This is a genomic window from Amycolatopsis sp. WQ 127309, from assembly GCF_023023025.1.
In the GTDB taxonomy this organism is placed as follows: domain Bacteria; phylum Actinomycetota; class Actinomycetes; order Mycobacteriales; family Pseudonocardiaceae; genus Amycolatopsis.
Genome location: NZ_CP095481.1, coordinates 4,734,133 through 4,759,103, shown reverse-complemented (window position 1 = coordinate 4,759,103; position 24,971 = coordinate 4,734,133). Strand labels below are relative to the sequence as shown.

Annotated in this window: 28 protein-coding genes and 1 tRNA gene; 9 read left to right on the top strand and 20 right to left on the bottom strand. The window is 71.3% G+C overall.

Going from position 1 to position 24,971, the window contains the following annotated elements; translation table 11 throughout:
* Positions 1-74: transfer RNA gene (locus MUY22_RS22460), tRNA-Arg, on the bottom strand.
* A gap of 266 nt (positions 75-340) precedes the next feature.
* Here MUY22_RS22460 and MUY22_RS22455 point away from each other — a divergent pair.
* Entirely contained in the window at positions 341-700 is a 360-nt protein-coding gene (locus MUY22_RS22455; protein ID WP_247062265.1) for a hypothetical protein, read from the top strand.
* An 85-nt stretch (positions 701-785) separates the two neighbouring features.
* Here the strand turns inward: MUY22_RS22455 and MUY22_RS22450 are convergent, their stop codons facing one another.
* The 17 genes from MUY22_RS22450 to MUY22_RS22370 form a co-directional block, all read right to left on the bottom strand.
* Positions 786-2,552, bottom strand: coding sequence for a hypothetical protein (locus MUY22_RS22450; protein ID WP_247062264.1), 1,767 nt, complete (start codon positions 2,550-2,552; stop codon positions 786-788).
* Between the two features lie 44 nt (positions 2,553-2,596).
* Entirely contained in the window at positions 2,597-3,469 is an 873-nt protein-coding gene (locus tag MUY22_RS22445) for a MoxR family ATPase (RefSeq protein ID WP_247062263.1), read from the bottom strand.
* Positions 3,470-3,784: 315 nt separating this feature from the next.
* Complete coding sequence (locus MUY22_RS22440) at positions 3,785-4,384, bottom strand: NTP transferase domain-containing protein (RefSeq protein ID WP_247062261.1); 600 nt, start codon at positions 4,382-4,384, stop codon at positions 3,785-3,787.
* Complete coding sequence (locus MUY22_RS22435) at positions 4,377-5,210, bottom strand: IclR family transcriptional regulator C-terminal domain-containing protein (protein WP_247062259.1); 834 nt, start codon at positions 5,208-5,210, stop codon at positions 4,377-4,379. Before MUY22_RS22435 ends, MUY22_RS22440 begins: the two co-directional genes overlap by 8 nt.
* Before the next feature lie 9 nt (positions 5,211-5,219).
* A complete protein-coding gene (gene pcaC, locus MUY22_RS22430) occupies positions 5,220-5,621 on the bottom strand; it encodes a 4-carboxymuconolactone decarboxylase (RefSeq protein ID WP_247064051.1) in 402 nt (133 codons plus the stop codon).
* A gap of 5 nt (positions 5,622-5,626) precedes the next feature.
* Positions 5,627-6,403: a 3-oxoadipate enol-lactonase gene (gene pcaD / locus MUY22_RS22425; protein ID WP_247062257.1), complete on the bottom strand. Its 777-nt coding sequence runs from the start codon at positions 6,401-6,403 to the stop codon at positions 5,627-5,629.
* 14 nt (positions 6,404-6,417) lie between these two features.
* A complete protein-coding gene (pcaG, locus tag MUY22_RS22420) occupies positions 6,418-6,972 on the bottom strand; it encodes a protocatechuate 3,4-dioxygenase subunit alpha (protein ID WP_247062255.1) in 555 nt (184 codons plus the stop codon).
* Positions 6,972-7,709, bottom strand: a complete 738-nt coding sequence (pcaH, locus tag MUY22_RS22415) for a protocatechuate 3,4-dioxygenase subunit beta (protein WP_247062253.1) — start codon at positions 7,707-7,709, stop codon at positions 6,972-6,974. Before pcaH ends, pcaG begins: the two co-directional genes overlap by 1 nt.
* Positions 7,710-7,719: 10 nt before the next feature.
* Complete coding sequence (locus MUY22_RS22410) at positions 7,720-8,901, bottom strand: thiolase family protein (protein WP_247062252.1); 1,182 nt, start codon at positions 8,899-8,901, stop codon at positions 7,720-7,722.
* A gap of 16 nt (positions 8,902-8,917) precedes the next feature.
* Positions 8,918-9,676 carry a CoA-transferase subunit beta gene (locus MUY22_RS22405; RefSeq protein WP_247062251.1) on the bottom strand — a complete coding sequence of 253 codons (759 nt, stop codon included), beginning with the start codon at positions 9,674-9,676 and terminating at the stop codon, positions 8,918-8,920.
* On the bottom strand, positions 9,673-9,924 hold the full coding sequence (locus MUY22_RS22400) for a hypothetical protein (RefSeq protein WP_247062250.1): 252 nt from the start codon (positions 9,922-9,924) through the stop codon (positions 9,673-9,675). The genes MUY22_RS22405 and MUY22_RS22400 overlap by 4 nt, the downstream gene beginning before the upstream one ends.
* Complete coding sequence (locus MUY22_RS22395; RefSeq protein WP_247062249.1) at positions 9,921-10,730, bottom strand: CoA transferase subunit A; 810 nt, start codon at positions 10,728-10,730, stop codon at positions 9,921-9,923. Before MUY22_RS22395 ends, MUY22_RS22400 begins: the two co-directional genes overlap by 4 nt.
* A gap of 165 nt (positions 10,731-10,895) precedes the next feature.
* Positions 10,896-12,149: a glycoside hydrolase family 27 protein gene (locus MUY22_RS22390; protein ID WP_247062248.1), complete on the bottom strand. Its 1,254-nt coding sequence runs from the start codon at positions 12,147-12,149 to the stop codon at positions 10,896-10,898.
* A gap of 84 nt (positions 12,150-12,233) precedes the next feature.
* A complete protein-coding gene (locus MUY22_RS22385; RefSeq protein ID WP_247062247.1) occupies positions 12,234-13,076 on the bottom strand; it encodes a carbohydrate ABC transporter permease in 843 nt (280 codons plus the stop codon).
* Positions 13,076-14,032: a carbohydrate ABC transporter permease gene (locus MUY22_RS22380; protein ID WP_247062246.1), complete on the bottom strand. Its 957-nt coding sequence runs from the start codon at positions 14,030-14,032 to the stop codon at positions 13,076-13,078. The genes MUY22_RS22385 and MUY22_RS22380 overlap by 1 nt, the downstream gene beginning before the upstream one ends.
* Entirely contained in the window at positions 14,032-15,318 is a 1,287-nt protein-coding gene (locus MUY22_RS22375) for an ABC transporter substrate-binding protein (RefSeq protein ID WP_247062245.1), read from the bottom strand. The genes MUY22_RS22380 and MUY22_RS22375 overlap by 1 nt, the downstream gene beginning before the upstream one ends.
* 10 nt (positions 15,319-15,328) lie before the next feature.
* Complete coding sequence (locus tag MUY22_RS22370) at positions 15,329-16,519, bottom strand: ROK family protein (RefSeq protein WP_247062243.1); 1,191 nt, start codon at positions 16,517-16,519, stop codon at positions 15,329-15,331.
* A gap of 76 nt (positions 16,520-16,595) precedes the next feature.
* Between MUY22_RS22370 and MUY22_RS22365 the strand changes: the two genes are divergently transcribed.
* The 4 genes from MUY22_RS22365 (at position 16,596) to MUY22_RS22350 (ending at position 21,742) form a co-directional block, all read left to right on the top strand.
* Positions 16,596-18,683 (top strand): alpha-galactosidase, encoded by a 2,088-nt coding sequence (locus MUY22_RS22365; RefSeq protein WP_247062241.1) that lies wholly within the window; start codon positions 16,596-16,598, stop codon positions 18,681-18,683.
* Positions 18,684-18,791: 108 nt separating this feature from the next.
* Entirely contained in the window at positions 18,792-19,679 is an 888-nt protein-coding gene (locus MUY22_RS22360) for an SGNH/GDSL hydrolase family protein (protein WP_247062240.1), read from the top strand.
* A 9-nt stretch (positions 19,680-19,688) separates the two neighbouring features.
* Entirely contained in the window at positions 19,689-20,621 is a 933-nt protein-coding gene (locus MUY22_RS22355) for a D-glycerate dehydrogenase (protein ID WP_247062239.1), read from the top strand.
* Positions 20,618-21,742, top strand: coding sequence for a glycerate kinase (locus MUY22_RS22350; protein WP_247062238.1), 1,125 nt, complete (start codon positions 20,618-20,620; stop codon positions 21,740-21,742). Before MUY22_RS22355 ends, MUY22_RS22350 begins: the two co-directional genes overlap by 4 nt.
* A gap of 51 nt (positions 21,743-21,793) precedes the next feature.
* Here MUY22_RS22350 and MUY22_RS22345 read toward each other — a convergent pair whose 3' ends face one another.
* Positions 21,794-22,087 carry an iron-sulfur cluster biosynthesis family protein gene (locus MUY22_RS22345; protein WP_247062237.1) on the bottom strand — a complete coding sequence of 98 codons (294 nt, stop codon included), beginning with the start codon at positions 22,085-22,087 and terminating at the stop codon, positions 21,794-21,796.
* An 81-nt stretch (positions 22,088-22,168) separates the two neighbouring features.
* The gene (locus MUY22_RS22340; protein ID WP_247062236.1) at positions 22,169-22,579 is read right to left on the bottom strand and encodes a hypothetical protein; all 411 of its coding nucleotides are present in this window, start codon (positions 22,577-22,579) and stop codon (positions 22,169-22,171) included.
* A 148-nt stretch (positions 22,580-22,727) separates the two neighbouring features.
* Here MUY22_RS22340 and MUY22_RS22335 point away from each other — a divergent pair, with 148 nt between their 5' ends.
* The 4 genes from MUY22_RS22335 to shbA all read left to right on the top strand — a co-directional run bounded on the left by MUY22_RS22335 (position 22,728) and on the right by shbA (position 24,931).
* A complete protein-coding gene (locus MUY22_RS22335; protein ID WP_247062234.1) occupies positions 22,728-23,207 on the top strand; it encodes a GtrA family protein in 480 nt (159 codons plus the stop codon).
* A 9-nt stretch (positions 23,208-23,216) separates the two neighbouring features.
* Positions 23,217-23,573: a YidH family protein gene (locus MUY22_RS22330; RefSeq protein WP_247062232.1), complete on the top strand. Its 357-nt coding sequence runs from the start codon at positions 23,217-23,219 to the stop codon at positions 23,571-23,573.
* Between the two features lie 154 nt (positions 23,574-23,727).
* The gene (locus MUY22_RS22325; RefSeq protein WP_247062230.1) at positions 23,728-24,024 is read left to right on the top strand and encodes a DUF202 domain-containing protein; all 297 of its coding nucleotides are present in this window, start codon (positions 23,728-23,730) and stop codon (positions 24,022-24,024) included.
* A gap of 253 nt (positions 24,025-24,277) precedes the next feature.
* Positions 24,278-24,931 (top strand): RNA polymerase sigma factor ShbA, encoded by a 654-nt coding sequence (shbA, locus tag MUY22_RS22320; RefSeq protein WP_247062228.1) that lies wholly within the window; start codon positions 24,278-24,280, stop codon positions 24,929-24,931.
* Positions 24,932-24,971 lie beyond the last annotated feature (40 nt).

The following is a 24,971-nucleotide window of genomic DNA, read 5'->3' as shown; positions in this document are numbered from 1 at the left end:
TGTCCCGGCGAGGAGTCGAACCTCGGACCTCGGCGTTCGTAGCGCCGCGCTCTGTCCTGCTGAGCTACCGGGACGGGGCGGCCTGCACACGCCCCTCCCCGGACGGGCGCAGACCGCGCTCTTCGCGGCGGCCGGCCCCGGTAGCGGCGGGGCGGGCGCGAAGAGCCTTCAGAAAGAATTCAGCGGACGGCACGGGAGATCGCGCCGCATCGGAACATCCGGGCTTCGGTCACGATCTCCTCCTCTCGGGTTTCTCGGTCGGGCTTCTCGGTGCTGGAGGAAGAATGCCGGACTCTTGGTGGCGCGGCAACGCATTTACGCGGCGTGCGACCATGCACCGGTGAGCTACGACCTGGTTGTGTGGGACGGACCGGCACCGGCGGACGACGCCGGGGCCGCGGCGGAGTACGGCCGCCTCTACATGAAGTACATCGAACTGTCGGCCGTGCGGCCACCGTGGCCGACGATCACCGAGTACGTCCAGGCCCTGCTCCGCCGGTGGCCTGATCTCGGCGCGCACGATCTCGGCGAGACTTCCCCGTGGGCGTCGAGCGGGTTGATGTCGAACGCGAGCGGCCCGCTGCTGTACTTCGGCATGGGCCGGGACGTGGCCGGCACGGTCGTTTCCGGTGCCGTCGCCGAAGCCCGGCTCCGGAACCTCGTGGTCTACGACCCGCAGGAACGGCGCGTCCGGTCTTAGGAGCCGGCCCGCGGCTCCCCCGGAACCACGACGCGCCCGCCCCGATCGTCCTTTGTGGACTTTCGCAGCGGGCGCGCCGGCCGGGTCAGGAGACCTTGATGCCGGGCTTGACCGGTGCGCAGGCGCGGAGGCCGGCGGTCTTGTTGAGCTCCAGGATCGGCGGGAGCGTCTTCTGCGCGTACGCCTGCAGTTCCGCGAGCTTCGCGGGGTCGACCAGGTCGCGGCGGACGTGGTAGCTGACCCAGTTGCGCGAGTCGACGGTGTCGTCACCGATCGGGCGGTTCACGAAGATCGTCGCGTAGTCGCGGTCGAACCGCGGGTCCTTGTCGAACTGCAACGTCGTGATCCACGAGCCGATGAAGGTGATCATCTCCGGCTTCGCGACATTGAACGTGTAGTCGCGCAGGCCGGCCATGTCCGCCTTGTGCAGGTAGTCGGCGATCGGTTTGTCACCGAGGCCGGCCAGGTCGAGCACCCGGATCCGGCTGCCCAGCGACGTCCCGCCGAGGTCGATCAGGCCGACCTGGGCCGTGTCGGGCAGCTTCAGGATGTCCGCGAAACCGTTGATGGCCTGGGCGTCGCGCTCGGCGACGATGCAGAACGCCGTCTTCGCGTGGGCGCGGTACGTCGTGCCCTGCGTGTAGAGCCCGCTGACCGAGCTGACCAGCGCGACCACCAGCAGGCAGGCCAGCGCGATCCGGCCGCGCAGCCGGGCCGCGGCCAGCGCCTCGACCACCACGATCGCGCCGCCGAACGCGCCGAGCGTCCACACCGGCGTCGCGAACCGCAGCTGGCCCATCCAGTCGTACTCGAGCACGATGAACGCGACCACGGTCAGCCCGAACGGCGCCAGCAGCGCGACCAGGCCGGTGCGCAGCTTCGACGGCCGGACCAGCAGCATTACCAGGCACGCGACGGCGACCGCGACGACCAGCCAGCCGATGTAGTCCACGATCTGGGCGGGCCGGTCGAGGTCGTCGAGGGTGGGCGGGTCCTGCCCCTTCGCGACCGCGGTGTTGGGCACCAGCCGGCCGAACTCGAACCAGCGGAAGACCACGTAGGCGCCATAGGGCACGGCGAACGCGGCCACCGAGACGACGACCGCGCGGATGCTGCGGGCGAGCAGCTCGCGCTTGAGGAACAGCGCGACGACGATCGGGTACGCGCCGGCGTAGATGATCCCGTCCGGCCGGGTCAGCGCGGCGGCCATGGCGATCAGGCCGGTACCGATGGCGACCTGGTGGTTCAGCAGCTTGCCGCTCTGGACGGCGCGCAGGCAGAGCACCGCGATCGCGGTGACGGTCAGCGCGTAGAACGAGTTCTCCAGGCCGGAGAAGCACCAGATCACGAACGACGGGATCGCGGCGAGCGCCGCCCCGGCGGCGAAGGTGATCAGGGCGGGCCGGCGGCTGAGCGTCTTCGCGCCGAAGTAGAACAGGACCAGGATGCCGAGGCAGCAGGCCAGGGCGAGGGCCTTCGGGAACAGGATCTGGTCGTTGACGCCGAAGATCGTGCCGTGGTCGAACAGCCCGACGAGCTTGCCGAGGGCGAGCAGGATCATCCAGGTCGGGTTGGAGTACCCCTCGACCGGCAGGGCGCCGGGCTGCAGCACCGGGCCGAACCCGTCGGCGACGTCACGCGAGTAGGCGAACGTGATCGCCGCGTCGTCGATCAGCCAGTTGCCGTAGAGCGAGGCGTGCGCGGCGATCAGCGCGGTGCCCCCGAGGATCGCCGCGACGGCGGCCAGCTTGGGCCGCCACCCCCGGCGGGTGTCCGCCGGACCGGCCGGCCGGGGCCGATCCGGCTCCGGCTCGGCCAGTGGTCGCGCCTCGGTCGTCTCCGCCACACTCATGCCTCAGGTCCTCCCACGCCTTCGGTCATCCCCCGGACCGGCCGTCAGGCGAACAGGGCGTCGAGCTTGGCCCTGACCCGGTCGAGGTCTTCGCTGTATTTCAGGACCGCACCGAGCGTTCTCGCCGCTGATGCCGCGTCCAGTTCGTCACGGTGGAGAGTCATCAGGGCTTTCGCCCAATCGAGTGACTCCGCCACTCCAGGTGGTTTCAGCAGGTCCATTTGCCGGAGCCGTTGCACCGCTTCAGCGACCTGCCGAGCCAGAACTTCACCTATTAGCGGGATCCTACGGCGCAGGATCGTGACCTCTCGAACCAGGTCCGGGTGTTCCAGCCAGTGGTAGAGGCACCGCCGCTTGAGCGCGTCGTGCACCTCACGGGTCCGGTTGGAGGTCAGCACCACCAGCGGCGGCTGCTCCGCGCGGACCTCGCCGTACTCGGGGATGGTCACGGCGTACTCGTCGAGCAGCTGCAGGAGGAAGGCCTCGAACTCGTCGTCGGCGCGGTCGATCTCGTCGATCAGCAGCACGCAGGGGGCGCTGATGAGGGCCTGCAGCAGCGGCCGGGCCAGCAGGAACCGCTCGGTGTAGAGGGAGCGCTCGGCGGTCTCGACGTCGATGCCCCCGCTCGCTTCGAGGGCGCGCAGGTGCAGGAGCTGCCGCGGGAAGTCCCACTCGTAGAGAGCCTGGGCGGCGTCGATGCCCTCGTGGCACTGGAGGCGCACGAGCGGCCGGTCGAGCGCGGTGGCCAGCGCGAGGGCGAGAGCGGTCTTGCCGGTGCCGGGCTCGCCTTCGCAGAAGAGCGGACGCCCCATCCGCAGGGCGAGGAACCCGGCGGTGGCGAGCCCGTCATCGGCGAGATAACCGGTCCGGTCCAGCGCGGCGGCGAGTTCTTCGGGTGAGGCGAGCGAGTCGGTCACGAACTCGATCGTAGGGGTCAGCAAGCTTCGGCGCGGCTTACGGCTGAGGGGGCCCGGCAGGCCGGGGGTTGGGAAGGGTCGCGGCGGGGTGGTGAGGCCGGGTGGGGTGGCTGCGGCCGGGTGGGCGGCGGGGTCGGCCGCGGCTGCTGCGGCTCGGCAGGGTGGGGCGGTTGCGCAGGGGCATCGCGGGCAGCCACAGCTGTGATCGGTCGGCACAGTGATGTCAGGCGGGGTCAGTCGAGTTGCCAGGGCCTACCGAGTTCGGCAGATCCGCACGGTCGTCCACCTCGCAACCTGCTGCTCAGGTCGGGTGCGTCAGCTGAGGTTGGTGGGGCTTGCTGAGTTCGGCAGGTCTGCGCGGTGGTCTACGTCGCGGCCGTTGCCCAGGTCGGAGCACTCGATCAGTGTCAGGTCCTTGCGGGTTGCCAGCCAGTCTCGGGCTCCTCGGTCGCCCTCTGCTGTTTTTGCTATTTCCGGCCACCAGGTGCGGCCCAGGAGGACCGGGTGGCCTGGGGTGCCCTCGTAGGCTGCTCGGGCGACGGTGTTCGCTGTTGCGTTGGTTGCTACCCGGGTGAGGATTTCGGGGCCTACCCAGGGAAGGTCTACCAGGTGGACCAGGGTCGCGAGGGGGCCGTCGAGTCGGTTCAGCTCGGCCAGGCCGGTGCGTAACGAGGCGCCCATTCCGGTTGCCCAATCCTCCGCTACTACCGCCATGTCGGGGTTCGGTAGCAGGGCTCGGACCTCGTCGGCTGCTGCGCCTATGACTACCCGGATCGGGGTGCAGCCTGCTTCCTCCATGATCCGCAGGGCGCGCTGGACCAGGGGTTCGCCGTTCAGGGCGGCCAGTGCCTTCGGGCCTCCGAATCTGCGGCCGGCGCCTGCGGCCAGGAGGAGGCCGGCTACCTGCTCAGCCATGGGCTCGGCCCGGGGCTCCTACCGACAGGTCCGACTCGATCGCGCGGGCTGTGGCCAGCAGGGGTGGGACCAGGTCGCGCTCCACCGACTCGGCCGTGGTGCGGCTCGCGTGGGTCGAAAGGTTCACCGCCGCGACCACCGTGCCCCGGCGGTCGTGGATCGGGGCCGCTACCGAGCGGAGGCCCTCCTCCAGTTCCTGGTCGACCATGGCCCAGCCCTGCTCGCCGACCCTGGCCAGCTCGGTGCGCAGGCGCTCGGGTGAGGTGACCGTGCGGTCGGTGAGGCGGTCCAGCCTCGCGACCACGAGGTACGCCTCCAGCTCCGCGGCGCTGAGGCCGGTCAGGAGGACGTGCCCCATCGACGTCGCGTGCGCCGGGAAGCGGGTGCCCACGTTGATGCTCACCGTCATGATGCGCGAGACCGCCACCCGTGCCACGTAGACGATGTCGGTCCCCTCCAGCACCGAGACCGAGCTCGACTCGTGCACGTCGGCCGACAGGTGCTCGAGGTGGGGCTGCGCCACCTCGGGCAACGTCATGCTCGACAGGTACGCGTAGCCCAGCTCCAGGACGCGGGCGGTGAGCGAGAAGTACTTGCCGTCCGTGCGGACGTAACCGAGGTCGGTCAGCGTCAGCAGGAACCGGCGGGCCGCGGCGCGGGTCAGGCCCGTCGCGCGGGCGACGTCGCTCAAGGTCAGTTCGGCCGCGCCCGCGTGGAACGCCTTGATGACGGCCAAGCCGCGCTCCAGCGACTGCACGTGGTGGGCACCGCGGTGGGCGGGCTCGCCGTCCAGTTCGACTTCGAAGGGGGGCAGACTCGCGTCCATTCCGAGACCCTATCCGGCGTCGGCGGGCAGGGCGCTTGGCTCGCCGAGCTCGGCCAGGGCGCGCTGGGCGATGGCGAACGCCGCGTTCGCCGCCGGGGCGCCGGCGTAGACGGCCGTGTGGAGCAGGACCTCGCCGATCTCGGCCGCGGTCAGGCCGTTGCGGACCGCGGCCCGGACGTGCATCGGCAGCTCGTTGTGCGCGTGCAACGCCGTCAGGGCCGCCAGCGTGACGCAGCTGCGGGTACGCCGGTCCAGGCCGTCGCGGGACCAGACCGTGCCCCACGCGCCCTCGGTGATGTAGTCCTGGAACGGGCGGCTGAACTCGGTCGTGCCCGCGACCGCGCGGTCGACGTGCTCGTCGCCCAGCACCTCGCGGCGCACCTTCATGCCCTGCTCGTGGCGGTTGTCCATCTCGGTCACAGTGCCTCCAGGTGCTCGAGGATCAGCCTGGTGAACTCCTCGGGCTGCTCGTAGCTGCCCAGGTGCGCGGCGTCCGCCACGACCTCCAGCCGCGCGCCGGGGATGCCGTCGGCGATCGGGCGGGAGTGCGCCTCCGGCGGGGTGGCCGGGTCGTCGGCGCCCGCGATGACCAGCGTGGGGGCGGCGATCTTCGGCAGCACGTCGAGCAGGTCCATCCGCTCGATCGCGCCGCAGCAGGAGGCGTAGCCCTCGGCCGGGACCTCGGAGATCATCGAGCGCAGGAACGCGGCGCGGTCGGGGTGCCGTTCGCGGTACGCGGGCGTCAGCCAGCGGCCGACACCCGCGCCGGCCACGGTCGCCGTGCCCTCCGCGCGGACCGTGCGGGCGCGGTCCGCCCACATCTCCGGCGGGCCGAGCTTGGCGGACGTGCAGCACAGCACCAGGCTCGCGATCCGGTCGGGCGCGTGGACGCCGAGCCACATGCCGGTCATCCCGCCGAGCGACAGCCCCACCAGGTGCGCCTTCACGACGCCGAGGTCGTCCAGCAGCGCGAGGAAGTCGGCACCCAGGTCGTCGAGGTCGTACGGGCCGGGCGGCACCGGCGACGCGCCGTGGCCGCGCGTGTCGTACCGCACCACCCGGAAACCGTGCTCCAGCAACGGAACCACCTGGGGTTCCCACATCCGGAGGTCGCTGCCCAGCGAACCGGCGAACACCACCACCGGCCCGTCTTCAGGGCCTTCGACGACCCGGTGCACAGGTACGGCGTTCACGTTCCCATCTCCGTTCATAGGGCGAAGAACACCGTCTCACCGTCGCCCTGCAACCGCACGTCGAAGCGGTAGCCGTCCGCGGTCTTCGCGGCGATCAGCGTGTCGCGCCGCTCCGCCGGCACCGACGCCAGTGTCGGGTCCGCCGAGTTGTCCTGGTCCGCGAAGTAGATCCGCGTGACGACCCGGTTGAGCAGGCCGCGTGCGAAGACCGACACGTCGATGTGGCGCGCCTGGGTGGTGCCGCCCCCGCCGGGCAGCGGGCCCGGCAGCAGGGTCAGGATTCCGTACGTGCCATCGGTTTCCGTCGGGCAGCGGCCGAAGGCGCGGAACTCGCCGGACGCCTCGCCGCGGGGGTCGTCGGGGTGGCGGAAGCCGCCTCCGGGGTCGGCCTGCCAGGTCTCGATCATGGCGTCCGGGACCGGGTCGCCGGCGCCGTCGCGCACCGTGCCGCGGATCCAGAGCGCGCCGGGGGTGCCTTCCGGGACGACGTACGGGCCGTCGGGCCAGGGCAGGCCGATCGACAGGTACGGGCCCACGGTCTGCGAGGGGGTGGGGAGCAGCTCGGGCATCAGTCGTCGTCCTCTTCTTCCTCTTCGAACACCGATGCCTCGCACCCGCGCAGCACGATGTCGAACTGGTAGCCGAGCGCCCACTCCGACTGCGTGATCTCGTGGTCGTACCGGGAAACCATGCGCTGCCGGGCCTTCTCGTCCGGGATCGAGGTGAAGATCGGGTCCTGGGCGAACAGCGGGTCGTCCGGGAAGTACATCTGGGTGACCAGCCGCTGGGTGAACGCCGAGCCGAACACCGAGAAGTGGATGTGCGCGGGGCGCCACGCGTTGTCGTGGTTCTTCCACGGGTAGGCACCGGGCTTGATGGTGGTGAAGGTGTAGCGCCCGTCGCTGTCGGTCAGGGCGCGCCCGACGCCGTCGAAGTTCGGATCGAGCGGGGACGGCCAGCGGTCGCCGGTGTGCCGGTAGCGCCCGCCCGCGTTCGCCTGCCAGATCTCGATCAGCGAGTCGCGCACCGGACGGCCGTCGCCGTCGAGCAGCCGGCCGGTGACGATGATCCGCTGGCCCTGCGGCTCCTCCGCGTGCCGGCGGGTGAGGTCGTTGTCGTGCTCGCCGAGCCGGCCGGGGCCGAGCAGCGGGCCGGTGACCTCGGTCAGCATCTGCGGGAGCAGCACCAGCGGTTGCCGTGGGTACCGCAACGCCGTGGACCGGTAGCCGGTGAAGCCCAGCGGCGGGTGCGTGCCTTCGGGGTCCGGCCCGTAGTGCGGCAGCTTGAGTTCGGTCGGAGCAGCCATGGTGCCTCCCTTACCGGCCTTCGAGGACGACGGCCAGGCCCTGGCCGACGCCGATGCAGATGGCGGCGAGTCCCCAGCCCCCGCCGCGGCGGTGCAGGTCGTGCGCCAGGGTGCCGAGGATGCGGCCGCCGGACGCGCCGAGCGGGTGGCCGATGGCGATCGCGCCGCCGTGGGTGTTGACGATCTCCAGGTCGAGCTTCGGCCAGTCGCGCAGGCAGGCGAGGGACTGCGCGGCGAAGGCCTCGTTCAGCTCGACCGCGGCCAGGTCGTCCCAGCCGATGCCGGCGCGCTCCAGCGCGATCTCGGCCGCGCGCACCGGGCCGATGCCGAAGACGTCCGGGTCGACCCCCGCCGCGCCGCGGCCGGCGATCCGGGCGAGCGGCGCCCGGCCGAGCCGGTTCGCCGCCGCTTCGTCACCCAGCAGCAGCGCCGAGGCGCCGTCGTTGAGCGGTGACGCGTTGCCCGCCGTGACGGTGCCGTTTTCCTTGCGGAACGCGGGCTTGAGCTTCGCCAGTTTCTCCGGGCTGGAGTCCGGGCGGATGCTCTCGTCGCGGGCCAGGTCCACGCCGTCGACCGGGACGACCAGGTCGTCGTAGAAGCCCTCGTCCCACGCCTTGGCGGCGTTGACGTGGCTGCGCGCCGCGAAGGCGTCCTGCTCGTCACGGCCGATGCCGTACTGCTCGGCGAGCTTCTCGGTGGACTCGCCGAGCGAGATCGTCCAGTGCCCCGGCATCGCCGGGTTGACCATGCGCCAGCCGAGCGCGGTGTTGTAGAGGGTCTGGTTGCCCGCCGGGAACGCCTTCTCCGGCTTGGGCATGACCAGCGGCGAGCGGGTCATCGACTCGACGCCGCCGGCGACCACCAGGGACGCGTCGCCGACCTGGATCGACCGGCTGGCCTGCATCACCGCGTCGAGCCCGGAGCCGCACAGCCGGTTGACGGTGTTGCCGGGGATGCTCGTCGGCCAGCCCGCGAGCAGGGTGGCCATGCGGGCGACGTTGCGGTTGTCCTCACCCGCGCCGTTCGCGTCGCCGAGGGTCACTTCGTCCACTGTGGACGGATCAAGGTCGTTGCGGGACCGGATGGCCCGGAGCGCGGTCGCGGCGAGGTCGTCCGGCCGGACGCCGGCCAGCGCGCCGCCGTAGCGGCCGAACGGGGTGCGGAGCGCGTCGAGGACGTAGACGTCGGTCATGCGGTGGCCTTCCGGGTCACTTGCTTGCCTTTTCGAGATCTCGCAGCACCGTCAGCTCCTCCTCGGTGGGGGCGGGAGTGGTCTTGAGGTCGTCCGCGACCTTCAGTGTCCACCCGGTCGCCGCCACCGCGCGCTCCAGCTCGACGCCCGGGTGGAGCTCCGTGAGGGTGAGCTCCGCGGTCTCCGGGTCCGGGCGCAGCAGGCCCAGGTCGGTGACCACCAGGGTCGGGCCCTGGCCCGGGAGGCCGAGGCGCTCGCGGTCGCCCTTGCCGGTGCCGTGGCCGAAGGACGTCACGAAGTCGACCTTCTCGACGAACGCGCGGGGGTTCTGCCGGAGCACGACGAACACCTCGCGGCAGGACGCGGCGATCTCCGGGGCGCCGCCCGCGCCGGGCAGGCGGACCTTCGGATCGTGGTAGTCCGAGCCGATCACGGTGGTGTTGATGTTGCCGAACTTGTCCAGCTGGGCGGCGCCGAGGAAGCCGACGTCGATGCGGCCGGGCTGGAGCCAGTAGTTGAAGATCTCCGGGACGCTGACCACGGCGTCGGAGGTGTCGGCCAGCTCGCCGTCACCGATGGAGAGCGGGAGGCGGGACGGCTTCGCGCCGAGGCAGCCGGACTCGTAGATCAGGGTCAGGTCCGGGGCGTGGGTGCGGCGGGCCAGGTTGGCCGCCTTGCTCGGCAGGCCGATGCCGACGAAGCAGGACATGCCGTCGCCGAGGGCGCGGGCGGCCGCGACGCTCATCATCTCATCGGCGGTGTAGTCGGTGGTCATGCCGTTGCCTCCGCGGTGGAGCCGGTGTCGGGGGTGGTCGCGGTGGGGACCGGGGCCGTGGGCGCCGCCTCGGGGAAGGGGGCGGCGACCGCTGGGCCGGACGACCGGGACGGGGTCGCGCGAGCCGGGTCCACGCCGGCTCGGCCGAAGACCGCCGCGCCGGAGAAGGGGGCCGCGACCTCGCCGCCGAGCGCCCGGGAGGACGTGCTGCCGGTGGGCTGTGCCAGGGAGAACCCGGTGGGGGTCATGCCGTTACCCCCGTCAGGTCGTCGAGCCACTTCGTGAACGCCTCGCGATCGCGGCCCACCTCATCCCAGGCCTGGTAGGCCGAGTTGTCGCGTTCGTAGTAGCCCGCCGCGTACGACGGCTTGGCGCCGCCGGGGACTTCCGACACCACCGTGACCACCCAGCCCGGGAGGATGACCGCACCGGGGCGCGGTTCCAGGTCGTCGACGATCTCCTCCACCGTGACCAGCGAGCGTTTCGCCGCCAGGACCGCTTCCTTCTGGACGCCGGTGATGCCCCACATCTGGACGTTGCCTGCGCGGTCCGCGCGCTGGGCGTGGACGATCGTGACATCCGGGTTCAGGGCCGGCACCGCTGTCAGCTGCTCGCCGGTGAAGGGGCAGGTGATCGGCTTGATGGTGTCGGTCTGTGCCGGGAGATCCGTGCCTGTGTAGCCACGAAGGACCGCGAACGGGAGGCCCGACGCGCCCGCGACGTAGCGGTTCGCCATGCCCGCGTGGCTGTGCTCCTCGATCGCCAATGGCACCGGCCAGTCGTGCTGGACCGCGTCGCGGAACCGGTGCAGCGAGCCGACGCCGGGGTTGCCGCCCCACGAGAAGATCAGCTTGCTCGCGCAGCCGGCGCCGATGAGCTGGTCGTAGACGATGTCCGGGGTCATCCGCACCAGCGTGAGGTCACGCCGCCGCTGGCGGATGATCTCCTGCCCGGCCGCGACCGGGATGAGGTGCGTGAAGCCCTCCAGCGCGACGGTGTCGCCGTCGTGCACCAGCCGGGCCACGGCCTCTTCCAGCGACAGCAGCTCCGCCATCCCGCACTCCCACCTGTTCGCATCACGCACACTCGTTCTGTGATCGAACATAACACGATGGCCGGGGCGGCGACCAGACGTCTTCCACCCAATGGATGACGCAGGCACGACGAAGGGGACTTTTCCCGCCGTTCGCGCAAGAAAAGTCCCCTTCGAGAACAACGATCAGCCGATCCGGACCAACCGTGAGCCGTGAGCCGGAACAGCCGAAGCGGTCCACGACCCCCGGAAACGCCCGAGGTCCGACCGGGCGACCAGGTCACGCACCGGGCTCGACCCGTGACCACCGAGGTCCACCCGGATGTCCGCCGGTGCCGAGCCCAGGTTGTAGACGGCCGCGTACGTCCGGCCGTCCGGGGCACGCTTCCGCCACACCTGAAGGTCGCCGCCGGTCACCTGGGTCGGGTAGGACCCGGCCTGGTCGACGCGGATGACCTCGGGATTCGTCAAGATCGAGACCGCGGCCGGGTCCAGGAAGTAGATGTCACCCCCGACGTACAGCGGCGAGGACGCCATCGACCAGAACGTCATCACGCTCTGCCGTTCGACATCGGAGATGCCGTCCTGGATGCCGCTGCCGGTGTTGTTGCTGATCGGCATCGAGTCCAGGTCCGGCCGGAACTGGGGCCCGAACACGCCCTGCCACGAGGGCAGGTCCGTCCAGCGCGCCTTCACCGAGCTGTCCCAGGAGGACACCGTGTCGCAGTAGCACTCGACGTCGGTGTCGATGCGCACGCCGTTGGCGTAAGGAGCGAGCGCGGGCCCGATGGATCGCGGCACCGGCCATGCGCTCGCCGTCAGCCACATCGGCCGCCGCGCGTGGTCGATGGCCGCGGACCACGCCCTGATGTCGGCGACGTTGTCCGCCGTCGTCCCGTCGACCTTGACGAAGTCGACGCCCCAGGACGCGAACCGGGACACGATCGAGTCGTAGTACTTCTGCGCGCACGGGTTCCCGAAGTCGACCTTCCAGTTGCCGCCCCAGCCGTTGGACGGCGTCAGCGGCCGGTACGCGATGTCCTGCGCGTGGCACGACGTCCCGAGGATGGGCGCGTTCTTGTCGTAGACCTCCTTCTCCAGCCCGGTCACCGCGTACAGGCCGAGCTTCAGCCCACGCGAGTGGACGTAGGAGGCCAACGCGGGGATCCCGGACGGGAACCGGCCCGGATCCGGCGCCGGGATCCCGTTGACGTCGGTGTGGAACACCCACGCGAGGTCCGCGTTCCAGCCCGAGTCGATGTTGACGTTGGTGTAACCGGCGGACTTGAGCTTGCCCGCGAGGGCGTCGGCCGCGTCGCGGATGTGCCCTTCGTTCAGCCACGCGGTGCCGTAACCGGCCCGGGTGGCGGATTCCAGGCTCCAGCTGCTCCAGCCCATGAACGGCTTGACGAACGGCGTCCGCGCGTCGGCCGTGGGCACCAGGAAAGCCAGAAAACCCAGTACAGCGACAAAAACGGAAAGGAGACGCTTCAAGAGAGACACTCCTCGGGTGGGAAAGGGGGACTACTCCTTCAGGCCGCTCGCCGCGATCCCGCTGACGATGAACCGCTGCGCGACCAGGAACATCGCGACCAGCGGCGCGATGGTGACGAGCGCGCCGGCGAACAGGGCCGGCAGGTTGACCGACTGCGCGGTCAGGAACGTCGAGAGGGCGATCTGCGCGGTCCACGACGACGGGTCCTGCCCGATGACGAGGGGCCACAGGAACGCGTTCCAGCTTTCGATGAACATCAGCGCGCCGAGCGACGCGATCATGCTCCCCGAGTTCGGCAGCACGAGCCGCCGGTAGACGCCGAGGTAACCGAGGCCGTCGAGCCGCCCGGCCTCCTCGATCTCGGCCGGGAACCGCAGGTAGAAGTTGCGGAAGAGGATCACGGTGAACGCGCTGAACAGGTTCGGCGCGATGATCCCCCACTCCGTGTTGACCCCGCCCAGCGAACCGACGACGACGAACGTCGGCACGAACGTGACCGACTGCGGGATCATCAGCGTGACCAGCACGTACGTGAACACCGCACGCCGTCCGGGGACGTTGATCCGGGCCAGCGCGTAGCCGGCCATCGAGCCGAACAGCGTGCCGACCGGCGCGGTCACGACCGCGACCAGGAACGAGTTCCACAACGAGTGCGCCATCGGCACCGACGCGTCGGCGAACAGGTCGCCGAAGTTGACCCACGACAGCGGGTCCGGCAGCCACGACCAGTCCGGCGAGGTGACCTGCTGACGCGTCATCAGCGCGTTGCGCAGCATGATGTAGAACGGCAGCAGGAAGATCAGCGAGAGGACCGACGCGAGGACGTACTTCGGCGCCTTCCGCCAGGAACGAGGCGCCGTGAGGACGGCCATCAGTCCTTCTTCCCGAAGCCGACGAACCGGCCCTGCAGCAGGGTGATCACGACGATGAGCACGGTCAGCAGGAACGCGCCCGCCGAGCCGACGCCGTAGTTCTGGTCGCCGAGGGCGGAGTCGTAGAGGTAGACCAGCGGCGGCTTCACCGGCGCCGTCGCGGTGCCGGACAGCCCGGTGCCGAACAGGTTGTAGAACTCGTCGAACGCCTGGAACGCCGCGATCAGGATCAGCAGCAGCACCGCGACGGAGGTGTTCCGCAGCTGCGGCAGCGTGATGTAGCGGAAGGCCTGCCACTTGGTCGTGCCGTCCAGCTCGCCCGCCTCGTACAGCGACGGCGAGATCGCCTTCAGCCCCGCGAGGAACAGGATCATGTACAGCCCGACCTGCAGCCACAGCCGCAGCGTCACCACCGCGACCCAGTACACCGGCGGGCTCGTCTCCGACAGCCACGGCACCGGCTCGGCGCCGAACAGGCCGCCGAGCACGTTCGCGACGCCCGAGGGCAGGCCGTTGAACAGGGCCATCTTCCACACCAGCGCGGCGACGACGTACGACACCGCGGCCGGGATGAGGAACACCGTGCGGAAGAACGCCTTGCCGCGGCGGATGCTGTTGATCAGCACGGCGAGGCCGAGTGACGCCACGAAGGTGATCGGCACGATGAACACCGTGAACAGCGCGATCGTCGACAGCGACGTCAGGAAGGCGTCGTCGCCGAGCAGGAACGCGTAGTTGTCGAAGCCGATCCAGTGGCCGATGGTGATGGTGCCGCGGGCGTCGTTGAAGCTGAGCAGGAAGCTCCACGCGATCGCGACGTACTTGAACAGCCCCAGCCCGAGCACCACCGGGCCGGTGAGCACGGCGAACGCGCCGATCGCGCGCCAGTCCCGGCGGCGACGGCGTGGTTTCTTCGCCGCCGCCGGGACGGCCGGGGCCTCCATCACGGCGGTCATCAGGCCAGCTGCTTGTCGACTTCGGCCTGGGCCTTCTTCGCCGCGTCCCCCAGCTCGGCCGCCGGGTCCGCCCCGTTCGCGATCTTCGTCGCGGCCTGCAGGAACAGCGTCGCCGACGCCTTGTTCCACAGCCCCGAGTACGACTTGCCGTTCTGCTGCGAGATCGTGACGGCGTCCTTCGCGGGACCGCTGGAGAACTCGGTCGTCTGCGCGGCGACCGGCTTGCGGGCCGGGATGTGGAAGCCGTACTTGACGCACCAGTCCTTCTGCAGGTCGGCGTTCTTGATCCACAGCCAGTCGATGAACTGCTTCACCGCATCCGGATGAGCGGACTTCGCGTTGGCCAGCTGGTACCAGCCGCCCACGCGGGCGACCTGCTTGCCGGCGTCCCCGAACTTCGGCCACGCGACGACGCCGAAGTCGTCACCCAGGGCCTTCTTGACGTCCGGCAGCGACCACAGACCGCCCCACTGCATCGCGGTGGCGCCGTTGGCGAACGCGCCCGGGTCGGACCAGTCGGTCGGGTAGCCCTGGAGCAGGCCGCCGGTGTCGTGCAGCTGCTTGAGCCCGGCGATCGCGGCGACGGCCTCGGGAGAAGCGAACGCGACCTTCTTGCCGCTGCTGTCGAAGAAGTCCGCGCCGGACGACCAGAGCAGCAGGGTCGCGGCCTCGCCGACGCCGTCGGTGCCGACGTAGAGGCCCTTCTGCTTGCCGGTGTTCAGTCTCCGGGTCGCGTCGAGCAGTTCGGCGAACGTCCGCGGCGGCTGGACGCCCGCGGCCTGCAACGCGCTCTTGCGGTAGTACAGCATCATGACGTCGTCGATCATCTTGACGCCGTAGATCTTGTTGTCCACCGTCACGGTGTCCAGCGCGGCCGGGCTGAAGTCGGCCTTGGCCGGCGCGATGACGTCGTCGAGCGGCGCGAGCAGGCCGTTCTTGACGTTCTGGTACCGGAAGTCGCCCAGCTCGAACAGGTCCGGCGCTTGGGCGGTGAGCATCGCCGAGTTGAGCTTGGTCTCGTAGTCGCCGGCGATCCAGCTGACGTTGAGCGCGATGTCCGGGTTGGCCTTGGTGAACTCCTGCGCGTACCGCTGGACCGCCTGCTGCGTCCCGGATTCGCCGTACGCGTGGTACCACTGCTGCAACGTGACCTTGGCGCCCGAAGCGGCGCCCGCGTTCTTGTTCAGCGGGTCCGTGGTGCAGCCCGCGAGGGCCGCTCCCCCGGCGAAGAGGACGGAACCGACCAGGAAGCTTCGACGATTCAGCGTAAATTTCTGGGGGCTCACGGAAATCTCCTTAGACGCTCTCGGCGACGAAAAGACTCTGGATGGCGACGGCGGCCGCGCCCCGCGCCCACTCCTCGAACGGCAGCGGCCGGATCACCAGGCCGCAGCGGGCGGCACTGCCGAACGCCTGGACCGCGAAGGTCCGGCGGATCTGCTCCTCGAACAGGTCGTAGGTGGCGACGCCTTCGCCGGAGACGACGACCCGTTCCGGGCCGACCAGGTTGACCAGCGCGGCCAGGCCGAGCCCGATCGCGTGGCCGGCCGCGGCGAACACCTCGCGCAGCGGCTCGTCACCGCCGCGGGCGCGCGTCACGGCGTCGTCCATGGTCAGCGCAGGTTCCCCGGAGACATCGCGGGCGCGCAGCAGGATCGCCCCGGTGGACGCGATCGCCTCGACGCAGCCGCGGCCCCCGCAGTGGCAGAGCGGGCCGCCGTCGGCCACCGGGACGTGCCCGATCTCGCCGGCGACGCCGTGCGCGCCGCGGACCAGCGCGCCGTCGACGACCAGCGCGCTGCCGATCCCGGTGCCCACGGTGACCAGCGCGAACGACGACGCGCCGACACCCTCGCCGAACCACTGCTCGGCGACGGTCAGCGCCTTGACGTCGTTCTCCAGCGTCGTCGTCAGGCCGGTCGCCTCGTCGAGCAGCTCGGCGAGCGGGACGTCGCGCCAGCCGAGGAACGGCGAGTAGCGGACGATCCCGGACGCGCGGTCGACGTCGCCGGACACCGCGACGCCGAGGCAGTAGGCGCGCTCGCGGAGGTTGCTGGTGCCGTCCGGCGTCGGCCCGGCCAGCAGTTCCCCGACGAGGTCGGCGAGCGCCCGCACGACGTGCTCGACGTCGTGGCTCGTCAGCGCGTGGTGGGCGGTGGCGCGGACGTCGGCGCGCAGGTCGGTGACCACGCCGATCAGGTCGTCGCCGGTGATCTTGACGCCGACGAAGTACTCGCGGTCGGGGCGGATGGCGAGCGGGTTCGCGGGGCGCCCGGCGCCCGGCGTCGTCCGGCCTGCGGAGGCGAGTTCTTCGAGGTAGCCGGCGTCGATGAAGGGCCGGGCCGCCTTGGTGACCGCGGCGGAGGAGAGCCCGGTGCGCCGGGCGACGTCGACGCGGGAGACCGGCCCCTCGGTCAGGACCGTGGTGAACACGGTCGCGGCCGCGGGACTGGTGATCGGCGCCCTTGCCGGTGCACTGCGAGGCATGGCCGGAAGGGTAGGCAGGATTAATTAACTTCGTCAAGAATTTATTTTTCGGCTGGTCGTGCCTACGCTCAGGACCATGTCGCTCGTGGAACACGACCCCGCGCACCGGCTGTGGCTGCTGCGCACCCCGGAGAGCTCGTACGCCTTCCGGCTCGACGCCGACGACCGGCCGCGGCACGTCCACTGGGGGCCGCCGCTGACGCTGGAGCAGGCCGCGCAGGTCGCCGAGCGCCGCAACCCGGCCGAGAGCAGCTTCGACGAGCCGGGCGACGAGCGGCTCGAACTGCCGGCCGAGGGCGGCGCGTTCTTCGGCGTCGCGGCGCTGGCCGTCCGGTTCGAGGACGGGACGTCGGCGCTGGAGTGGCGTTACGCGGGGTATTCACTCGAGAACGGCGCCCTGGTGGTGCGGCTGGCCGACCGCCACTACCCGCTGGAACTCTCGCTGCACTACCGCGTTCGCAGCGACGTCATCGAGCGGTGGACGACCCTGCGCACCACGGGGGACGCGGAGATTGCCTTGCTGCGCACGGATTCAGCGTCCTGGACGCTCCCCCGGCGCGACGGCGCGCGGCTGAGCCGGACGTCCGGTGCCTGGAGTGCCGAGTACGGCGTGCTGCGCGAACCGCTGCCCGTCGGCGAAACCACGCTGACCAGCCGTCGCGGCGTGTCGAGCCACCAGGTCAACCCCTGGGTGATGCTCGACGCCGGCGACGCGACGGAGACGTCCGGTGAGGTCTGGTCGACCGCGCTGGCGTGGAGCGGCAGCTGGCGGATCACGGTCGGCCACACGCACACCGGCCGCGTCACCTGGACCGGCGGGTTCGGGCACGAGAACGTCTCCTGGCGGCTGAAGCCCGGGGAGACCTGGGAGACGCCGGTGTTCGCCGGGCTCTACGCGGCCGACGGCTTCGGAGGCACGAGCCGGCGCTGGCACTCCTACGTCCGCGAGTTCGTCCAGCCGCACTCCGGCGAGCTGCGGCCGATCGTCTACAACTCCTGGGAGGCCACCGGCTGGGACGTCGACGAGCGGACCGAAACGCACCTCGCCGAGGCCGCCGCGAAGCTCGGCGCCGAGCTGTTCGTGATGGACGACGGCTGGTTCGGCGCGCGCACCGGCGACGCCGCCGGTCTCGGCGACTGGACCGCCAACGAGCAGCGCTTCCCCGCCGGGCTCGGGCCGCTCGTCGACGCCGTGCACGCGCACGGGATGGAGTTCGGGCTGTGGGTCGAGCCGGAGATGGTCAACCCGGACAGCGACCTCTACCGCGCGCACCCCGACTGGGTGCTGCACATGGCGAACCGCACGCGCACGACGTTGCGCAACCAGCTCGTGCTCAACTTCGCCCGCCCGGACGTCGCGGACTGGGCGCACGAGTGGCTCGACCGGCTCGTCGGCGAGCACGGGATCGACTACCTCAAGTGGGACATGAACCGCGCGTTCACCGAGGCCGGGTGGCCCTCGAGCGCGGATCCGGGACGGCTGTGGATCGACCACGTCCGCGCGGTCCACGCGATCTTCGACCGGCTGCGGGCCGATCACCCCGCCCTGCGGATCCAGGGGTGCGCGGGTGGCGGCGGCCGCACCGACCTGGGGATCCTCGCGCGCACCGACGAGATCTGGGTGTCGGACAACACGGACGCGGCCGACCGGATCACCATCCAGCACGGCTACGGCCAGCTCTACCCCGCCGGCACGATGTCGGCCTGGGTCACCGACAGCCCGAACCCGACCACCGGCCGGGAGGCGCCGCTGAGCTTCCGGTTCCACGTCGCGATGGCGGGCGTGCTCGGCCTGGGCGGGGACCTGCCCAAGTGGTCCTCCGAAGAACTCGCCGAGGCAACGGCGCTCGTGGCGCTGTACAAGGAGATCCGACCCGTGGTGCAGCACGGCGAGCTGTACCGGCTGGCGGATCCGGCACGCTCGGCGCTGACCGCGGTGCAGTACGTGCTGGGTGGTGACGTCGTGGTGATCTTCTGGCGGCGGCCCGCGGAGTTCGCGCGGCCGGTCACGCCGCCGCGGCTGGCCGGGCTCGATCCGGCGGCGCGGTACCGGGACCAGGACGGCGTCGTGCACCACGGCGCGGTGCTGCTGAGCCACGGGATCGACGTCACGCTGCCGGGGAGCGGCTACGCGAGCGCGGTGGTGCGGCTGACCAGGGTCTGAATACCCACGCCGACCGGAGTCACCAGGACGGGTGAGCAGGATTGACTTTCACCGGCTGCGCGTCGAATGTGAAAGGTCTTCACTTCGCCGCTCGCCAACGGAGGCAGCATGCGCAGGCGCCTGTTCACCCTTCTCGCCGTGCCCGCGATCGCCGCGCTCGCCTTCGCCGCTCCGGCGTCGGCGAGCACCAGCTACCACGAGTACGTGGCGCTGGGTGATTCGTGGACCGCCGACGTCTTCGTCACTCTCCCGCCCACGACGCAGTTCACCCCGCTCGACTGCGCACAATCCACATCGGACTACCCGCACGAGGTGGCCGGCGCGCTCGGCGTCGAAACCTTCCGCGACGCGAGCTGCGGCGGCGCCGCGACGCCCGACTTCACGCAGCCGCAGAAGCTGCCGCTCGGCGGGACGAACCCACCGCAGTTCGACCGGCTCACGCCGACCACCGACCTGGTGACCGTCGGCATCGGCGGCAACGACATCGGGCTCGCCTCCGCCGTGACCAAGTGCCTCACCCTGCTGCCGGTGAGCACGTGCAAGGCGAAGTTCACCGCGGGCGGCGTCGACCAGCTGGAGAACGCCGTCACGGCGACCGAGCCCAAGATCGCCGACGCGCTGCAGGCGATCCACGCGCGCTCGCCGCAGGCGCGGGTCCTGCTGGTGAACTACCTCGCCGGGCTGCCCGCGAGCGGGAAGGGGTGCTGGCCGGTGATCCCGATCGCCGACGGCGACGTCGCCTACCTGCAGGCGAAGTTCCTCCAGATGAACGCCATGCTCGCGCGGGTCGCCGGGGCCAACGGCGCCGAGCTCGTCGACACCTACACCCCGACCGTCGGCCACGACGCGTGCCAGGCGCCCACCGTGCGCTACGCCGAGGGCCTGATCCCGGTCTCGGTGAGCAACCCGCTGCTGCTGGCCTTCCCCTTCCACCCCAACGGCGCGGGCGCGGCGGCGCAGTCGGAGATCGTTCTCGGGGCGGTCCAGCGCGGCTAAGCTGTCCGGGTGCCCAAGATCGTGGTGACCCGGTGGATTCCCGACGACGCGGTGGCGGTGCTCGCGCAGGCGGGCGAGGTCGTGGTGTCCCCGGCGGACCGGCCGCTCTCGCCCGCCGAGCTGCACGAGTTCGCGGTCGGCGCGGCGGCGGTGGTCGGCATGCTCCACGACCGGCTCGACGGCGCGCTCGCCGACGCCGCCGGGCCGGATCTCAAGGTCGTCGCGAACGTCGCGGTCGGCTACGACAACGTCGACGTCCCGGCGCTGGCCGGACGCGGCGTCGTCGTCACCAACACCCCGGGCGTGCTCACCGACGCCACCGCCGACCTCGCCTTCGGCCTGCTGCTCGCCGTCACGCGACGCCTCGGCGAGGGCGAACGGCTGCTGCGTTCGCGCACGCCGTGGTCGTTCCACCTCGGTTTCCTGCTCGGCTCGGGGCTGCAGGGCAAGACGCTCGGGATCGTCGGGTTCGGCCAGATCGGCCGGGCGGTGGCGAAGCGGGCCGAAGCGTTCGGCATGACGATCGTCTACACCGGACGGTCGAGCCAGGGTTCCGTTTCCTTCGAAGAACTCCTGGAGCGCTCGGACGTCGTCTCGCTGCACTGCCCGCTGACGCCGGAGACGCGGCACCTGATCGACGCCGCCGCGTTGCGCGCCATGAAACCCGGCGCCTTCCTGGTGAACACGACCCGCGGCCCGGTCGTCGACGAGGCGGCCCTCGCCGACGCGCTCGAGGCCGGGGAGATCGCCGGCGCCGCGCTGGACGTCTTCGAGCACGAACCCGACGTCGAACCGCGGCTGCTCGGCCGCGACGACGTCGTGCTCAGCCCGCACCTCGGGTCGGCCACAATCGAGACCCGCACCGCGATGGCCGTGCTGGCCGCCCGCAACGTCGTCGAAGTGCTCGGCGGGCGTGCCCCGCTGACGGAGGTGAAGCCGTGACCCGCGTCGTCATCGCGCCGGACAAGTTCAAGGGCAGTCTCACCGCGGTCGAAGCCGCGGAAGCCATCGCGCTCGGCGTGCGGGACGCGCTGCCGGACGCCGAGATCGTCACCTGCCCGGTCGCCGACGGCGGCGAAGGCACCCTCGACGTGCTGGAAGCCGCGGGCGCCCGGATCGTCCGGCTGACCGTCCGCGGCCCGCTCGACGAACCGGTCAAGGCGCGCTACGCCGTGCTCGACGGCACCGCCTACGTCGAGTCGGCGCGCGCGTGCGGCATCGAGTTCGTCGAGCCCGGGCCGGAAACGGCGCTGGCCGCGCACACCTGGGGCGTCGGCGAACTGCTCGGCGACGCGCTCGTGCACGGCGCGACGCGGCTGGTCCTGACGGTCGGCGGCACGGCCAGCACCGACGGCGGCGCCGGCATGCTGAGCGCGCTCGGCGCCGGCGTGCTCGACGCGTTCGGCGCCCCGGTCGGCCTCGGCGGCGGCACGCTGTCGCGGGTCGCGTCGACCGAGCTGACGCCGGTGCGGGAGCGGCTCGAAGGCGTGCGTGTCGCGGTCGCGACGGACGTGACGAACCCGCTGCTCGGCCCGGACGGCGCGGCGGCGGTGTTCGGGCCGCAGAAGGGCGCGGGCCCGGAAGAGGTGGCGGCGCTCGACGCGGCGCTGGGCCGCTGGGCCCACGCGCTGCAGGTGGGCGGCGCCCCGGACGTGTCACGGGTGCCGGGTGCGGGAGCGGGTGGCGGCGTCGCGGCGGGCGCGATCGCGGGCCTCGGCGCGACGGTGGAGTCCGGGTTCGACCTGATCGCCGGGCTGACCGGGGTGGACGCCGCCCTCGACGGCGCGGACCTGGTCATCACGGGCGAGGGATCACTCGACGAGCAGAGTCTCAACGGCAAGGCCCCGGCGGGAATCGCGGCACGCGCCCGGCCGCTCGGGGTGCCGCTGATGGCGCTGGCGGGGCGGATCCAGCTCGACGAGGCCGGGCTGGCGAGCCTGGGCGTCATCGCGAGCAGCGCGTTGATCGACCACGCGGAATCACTGGACCACGCGCGGGCCAACGCGGCCGAGCTGCTGCGCGTGCGGGCCGCGATCCTGGTCAGCGCCTGGCGAAGGCGGTAGAGCGGGCGAACGGGCCTTCCACACCCAAGGAGAAAGGCCCGTCCGCCGCGGTCAGCTCGTGTGCTGCGGCAGCACGGCGAAGGCCACTCCGCCGGCATCGTCCTCTTGGACGTCGAGCACCTTGTCGTCCAGGAGCGCCGCCGCCTGGGGTTCGAGGAACACCTTCGGTCCCTCGTCGGCGCCGAGCACGCTGTCACCCTCCGCGGGTTCCGGCGCCACGGACAAAGCCAGCTGGGCGCTTTCGCCCTCGGCGTTCTGAACCGCCAGGCGGAGCCCGGCGTCCCCGTCGCCCTGGCTGGTCAGTGCGGTGATCGCCTCGGCGGCGGCTTCGGTCACGGTCAGCATCTTCGGCCTTCCCTTCGTCGCGGTCCGGTGCACTGGGGTCCCACGCTAAATGCGCCCGAACGGACGCGCAGCGTGAGCGGATCAGCCCTGTCTCGCCTCGCGGATGGCGTCCGCCACGGAGCCGCCCGCGTAGTCCGCCCGCTCGCCCGGATCCGGGTTCGCGTGCCGGTGGGGCACCTCGTCGTCGGGAACGACCTGCTCGTAGTCCGCCGGCGCGTCCTCGACGGTTTCGTCGAGCTCGGCCGCCGGGGTGGCCGCGAGCGGGCGGTCCGGGATCGGGTCCGGTTCGGTGTCCGGCTCCTCTTCCGCGAGCCGCAGGTCGATCGGCTCGCCCTCGCGGACCTCTTCGGGCGTGGTGCCGTACCGGTCGGCGGCGCTCCAGTGCTCGGGCGGTTCGACGCCCTCTTCGAGCGGGTCGACGCGCAGCTCGTCCTCGTCCAGCGCCTCGCTGGGGCTCAGGCTGTCCGATTCGGCCGAGTCGCGGTCACTCACTGGTTTCTCCCGGCGCGTAGGTAATAGTCATTGCCGGGGACCTACCCGAGGTGCCGGGGCCCGAAACGCCCGCGATGTCACCGGGATCACATTTCTTCAACGGGTTTAACATATTCACAAGTTTGTGAAGGCGGAGTAGCTTCGGATCATGGCCACCACCAGGTGCGCACCCGGACACCGGCTCATCGCCACCGACCCGGACCGCCACCACGAACTCGGGACGCACGCGGCGTGGTACGTCGTGGCCGGTGTCGTGACGACCGGCGTCCAGGCCGCTCTGTTCCTCCTGCTGCGCGACCGGCTCGGCTCCCAGGTGGCGAACCTGGTCGCGATCGCGCTGACGACGGTCGGGAACACCGAGTTCCACCGCCGCGTCACCTTCGCCGGGCGGCAGAGCAACGCCGGGAAGCGGCACCTGCAGGACCTCCTCACCTTCGCCTTCTACGCCGGGTACGGCTCGGCGGTGCTGGCGATCCTCGACGCGGTCGTCGACCGGCCGACGTCGTGGGAGGAGACGGGCACGCTGCTGCTGTCCAGCCTGGTCGGCGGGTTCGTGCGGTTCGCGGTGCTGCGCTGGTGGGTCTTCGCGCACCGCGACGAAGAGGCCGAGGCCGCGCACACCGGCTAGCGTGCGGGCGTGGCCCCGCGCGAAGACATCAAGCCCCACGAGGGCGGCACCGAACCGGACTACCGCTTCACGCTGGCCAACGAGCGCACCTTCCTCGCCTGGCTGCGCACCGCGCTCGGCCTGCTCGCCGGAGGGGTCGCCGTGCACCAGCTCGTGCCCGCCCCGGCCGGGGCCAGCGCCGTGCTCGCCGGGCTGTGCGTGGCCCTGGCGGCCGTGCTCGCCGCGGCGGCGTACCCGCGCTGGCGGCGCGTGCAGATCGCGATGCGGGCCGGTGAGCCGCTACCGCGCAGCCTGATGATCGTGGTGCTGACGGCGGGCCTGTTCCTCCTCATCCTCACCGCGGCCGTCCTGCTGGCGCTGTCGTGACGGCCGCCACACCGTTCGGTCACCGTCCGTGGTGCCCCGAAACCGGCGTCCCGGGCCGGCCCGGCGCCCCCGGACCCGTCCCGGCCGCCGGCTTATTGGCAGTCGGATTATCGGCCGTTCGCGACTACTCCGGTCTCACCGCACCGGTGGCACCGTGACCACCCCCGCCGGTGCGCAGGCGGAGCGGACCGGGCTGGCCTGGCGGCGAACCGCCCTGGCCTCCGCCGCCTGCACCCTTCTGCTGCTCCACTCGGCCGCACTGCGCCACTGGGGCCTCGCACTCCTGCCCGTTCTGCTCTCCGCGGCGACGTCCGCCCTGCTCGCGGGGGTCGGCGCGGCCCGCGAACGGGCGTTGCGTGCCGCCGAACCGGTGGCCATGCCCCGGCTGCTGCCCGCCGTGACGTCGCTCGCCGTGACCTTGACTGCCACGTCCGTGATCGCGCTCCACTGACGGGTGAAGTCGGCACATCCTGAAAGCGATTAATCGCAATGTGAGGCGTCTGGTCGCGGTTGCATCACGGTCGCTCCTGCGAACGGGGTATTGGTGGTTGAAATCTGGACTGATGGGCCAGGAGGTGCTTACGATTACCCAGCGTCGCACGGAGCGCAGGTGGGACCGGATCTCCGGGAGTACCTGCGATCACACCGTTACGGAGAGTTGAACCCCCGGCAGCGACGGTCGAGGGTCGGCCGGGGAGACGACCATGACTGCACCGTCCAGGACCACCGGGGAATCCGCCACGGAGGTTCGCGATTATCGCACTCCGGAATCATTGCCCCGACCTGGTGGGCGACTGACCAAGGAGGACCTCGACCCGCTCGTCAAAGACGCGGGCGAGGGCAATCCCGCCGCCATCCACACCCTGCTCAAGATGATCGAGCCGGTGGTCGTGCGGTACTGCCGCGCCCGGATGGGCGGCCGTGACCTCTCGTACCTCTCGGCGGACGACGTCGCCCAGGAAGTGTGCCTCGCGGTGCTGAAGGCGCTGCCGGACTACCAGGACCGCGGCGGTTCCTTCCTCTACCTCGTGCACGCCATCGCGGCGAACAAGGTCGCCGACGCCTACCGCGCCGTGGCCCGCGACCGCTCCGAGCCCGTTCCCGAGCTCCCGGAGCGGCCGCTGATCGGCAACGAGCCGGAGAACCGCGCCCTGTCGCTCGACCTCGGCGCCCGGCTCGGCCGGCTGCTCGCCACGCTGCCCCGGGTGCAGCAGGAGATCCTCGCGCTGCGCATCGCCGTCGGCCTTTCGGCGCAGGAGACCGCCGAAGCGCTCGGCATCTCGGCGGGCAACGTGCGCGTGACGCAGCACCGCGCGCTCGCCCGGCTGCGCGGCATGATCAGCGACGACGAGTTCTAGGACCAGACCTTCACGCCGCGGGCGTGGGACCTCCTGTACC

Bases quoted from the DNA above. Each gene is read 5' to 3' on its own strand.
- MUY22_RS22450 (WP_247062264.1), bottom strand. From the start codon at position 2,552: ATGAGTGTGGCGGAGACGACCGAGGCGCGACCACTGGCCGAGCCGGAG.
- MUY22_RS22440 (WP_247062261.1), bottom strand. From the start codon at position 4,384: ATGGCTGAGCAGGTAGCCGGCCTCCTCCTGGCCGCAGGCGCCGGCCGC.
- MUY22_RS22435 (WP_247062259.1), bottom strand. From the start codon at position 5,210: ATGGACGCGAGTCTGCCCCCCTTCGAAGTCGAACTGGACGGCGAGCCC.
- pcaC (WP_247064051.1), bottom strand. From the start codon at position 5,621: ATGGACAACCGCCACGAGCAGGGCATGAAGGTGCGCCGCGAGGTGCTG.
- pcaG (WP_247062255.1), bottom strand. From the start codon at position 6,972: ATGCCCGAGCTGCTCCCCACCCCCTCGCAGACCGTGGGCCCGTACCTG.
- pcaH (WP_247062253.1), bottom strand. From the start codon at position 7,709: ATGGCTGCTCCGACCGAACTCAAGCTGCCGCACTACGGGCCGGACCCC.
- MUY22_RS22410 (WP_247062252.1), bottom strand. From the start codon at position 8,901: ATGACCGACGTCTACGTCCTCGACGCGCTCCGCACCCCGTTCGGCCGC.
- MUY22_RS22405 (WP_247062251.1), bottom strand. From the start codon at position 9,676: ATGACCACCGACTACACCGCCGATGAGATGATGAGCGTCGCGGCCGCC.
- MUY22_RS22400 (WP_247062250.1), bottom strand. From the start codon at position 9,924: ATGACCCCCACCGGGTTCTCCCTGGCACAGCCCACCGGCAGCACGTCC.
- MUY22_RS22395 (WP_247062249.1), bottom strand. From the start codon at position 10,730: ATGGCGGAGCTGCTGTCGCTGGAAGAGGCCGTGGCCCGGCTGGTGCAC.
- MUY22_RS22385 (WP_247062247.1), bottom strand. From the start codon at position 13,076: ATGGCCGTCCTCACGGCGCCTCGTTCCTGGCGGAAGGCGCCGAAGTAC.
- MUY22_RS22380 (WP_247062246.1), bottom strand. From the start codon at position 14,032: ATGACCGCCGTGATGGAGGCCCCGGCCGTCCCGGCGGCGGCGAAGAAA.
- MUY22_RS22370 (WP_247062243.1), bottom strand. From the start codon at position 16,519: ATGCCTCGCAGTGCACCGGCAAGGGCGCCGATCACCAGTCCCGCGGCC.
- MUY22_RS22365 (WP_247062241.1), top strand. From the start codon at position 16,596: ATGTCGCTCGTGGAACACGACCCCGCGCACCGGCTGTGGCTGCTGCGC.
- MUY22_RS22360 (WP_247062240.1), top strand. From the start codon at position 18,792: ATGCGCAGGCGCCTGTTCACCCTTCTCGCCGTGCCCGCGATCGCCGCG.
- MUY22_RS22345 (WP_247062237.1), bottom strand. From the start codon at position 22,087: ATGCTGACCGTGACCGAAGCCGCCGCCGAGGCGATCACCGCACTGACC.
- MUY22_RS22335 (WP_247062234.1), top strand. From the start codon at position 22,728: ATGGCCACCACCAGGTGCGCACCCGGACACCGGCTCATCGCCACCGAC.
- shbA (WP_247062228.1), top strand. From the start codon at position 24,278: ATGACTGCACCGTCCAGGACCACCGGGGAATCCGCCACGGAGGTTCGC.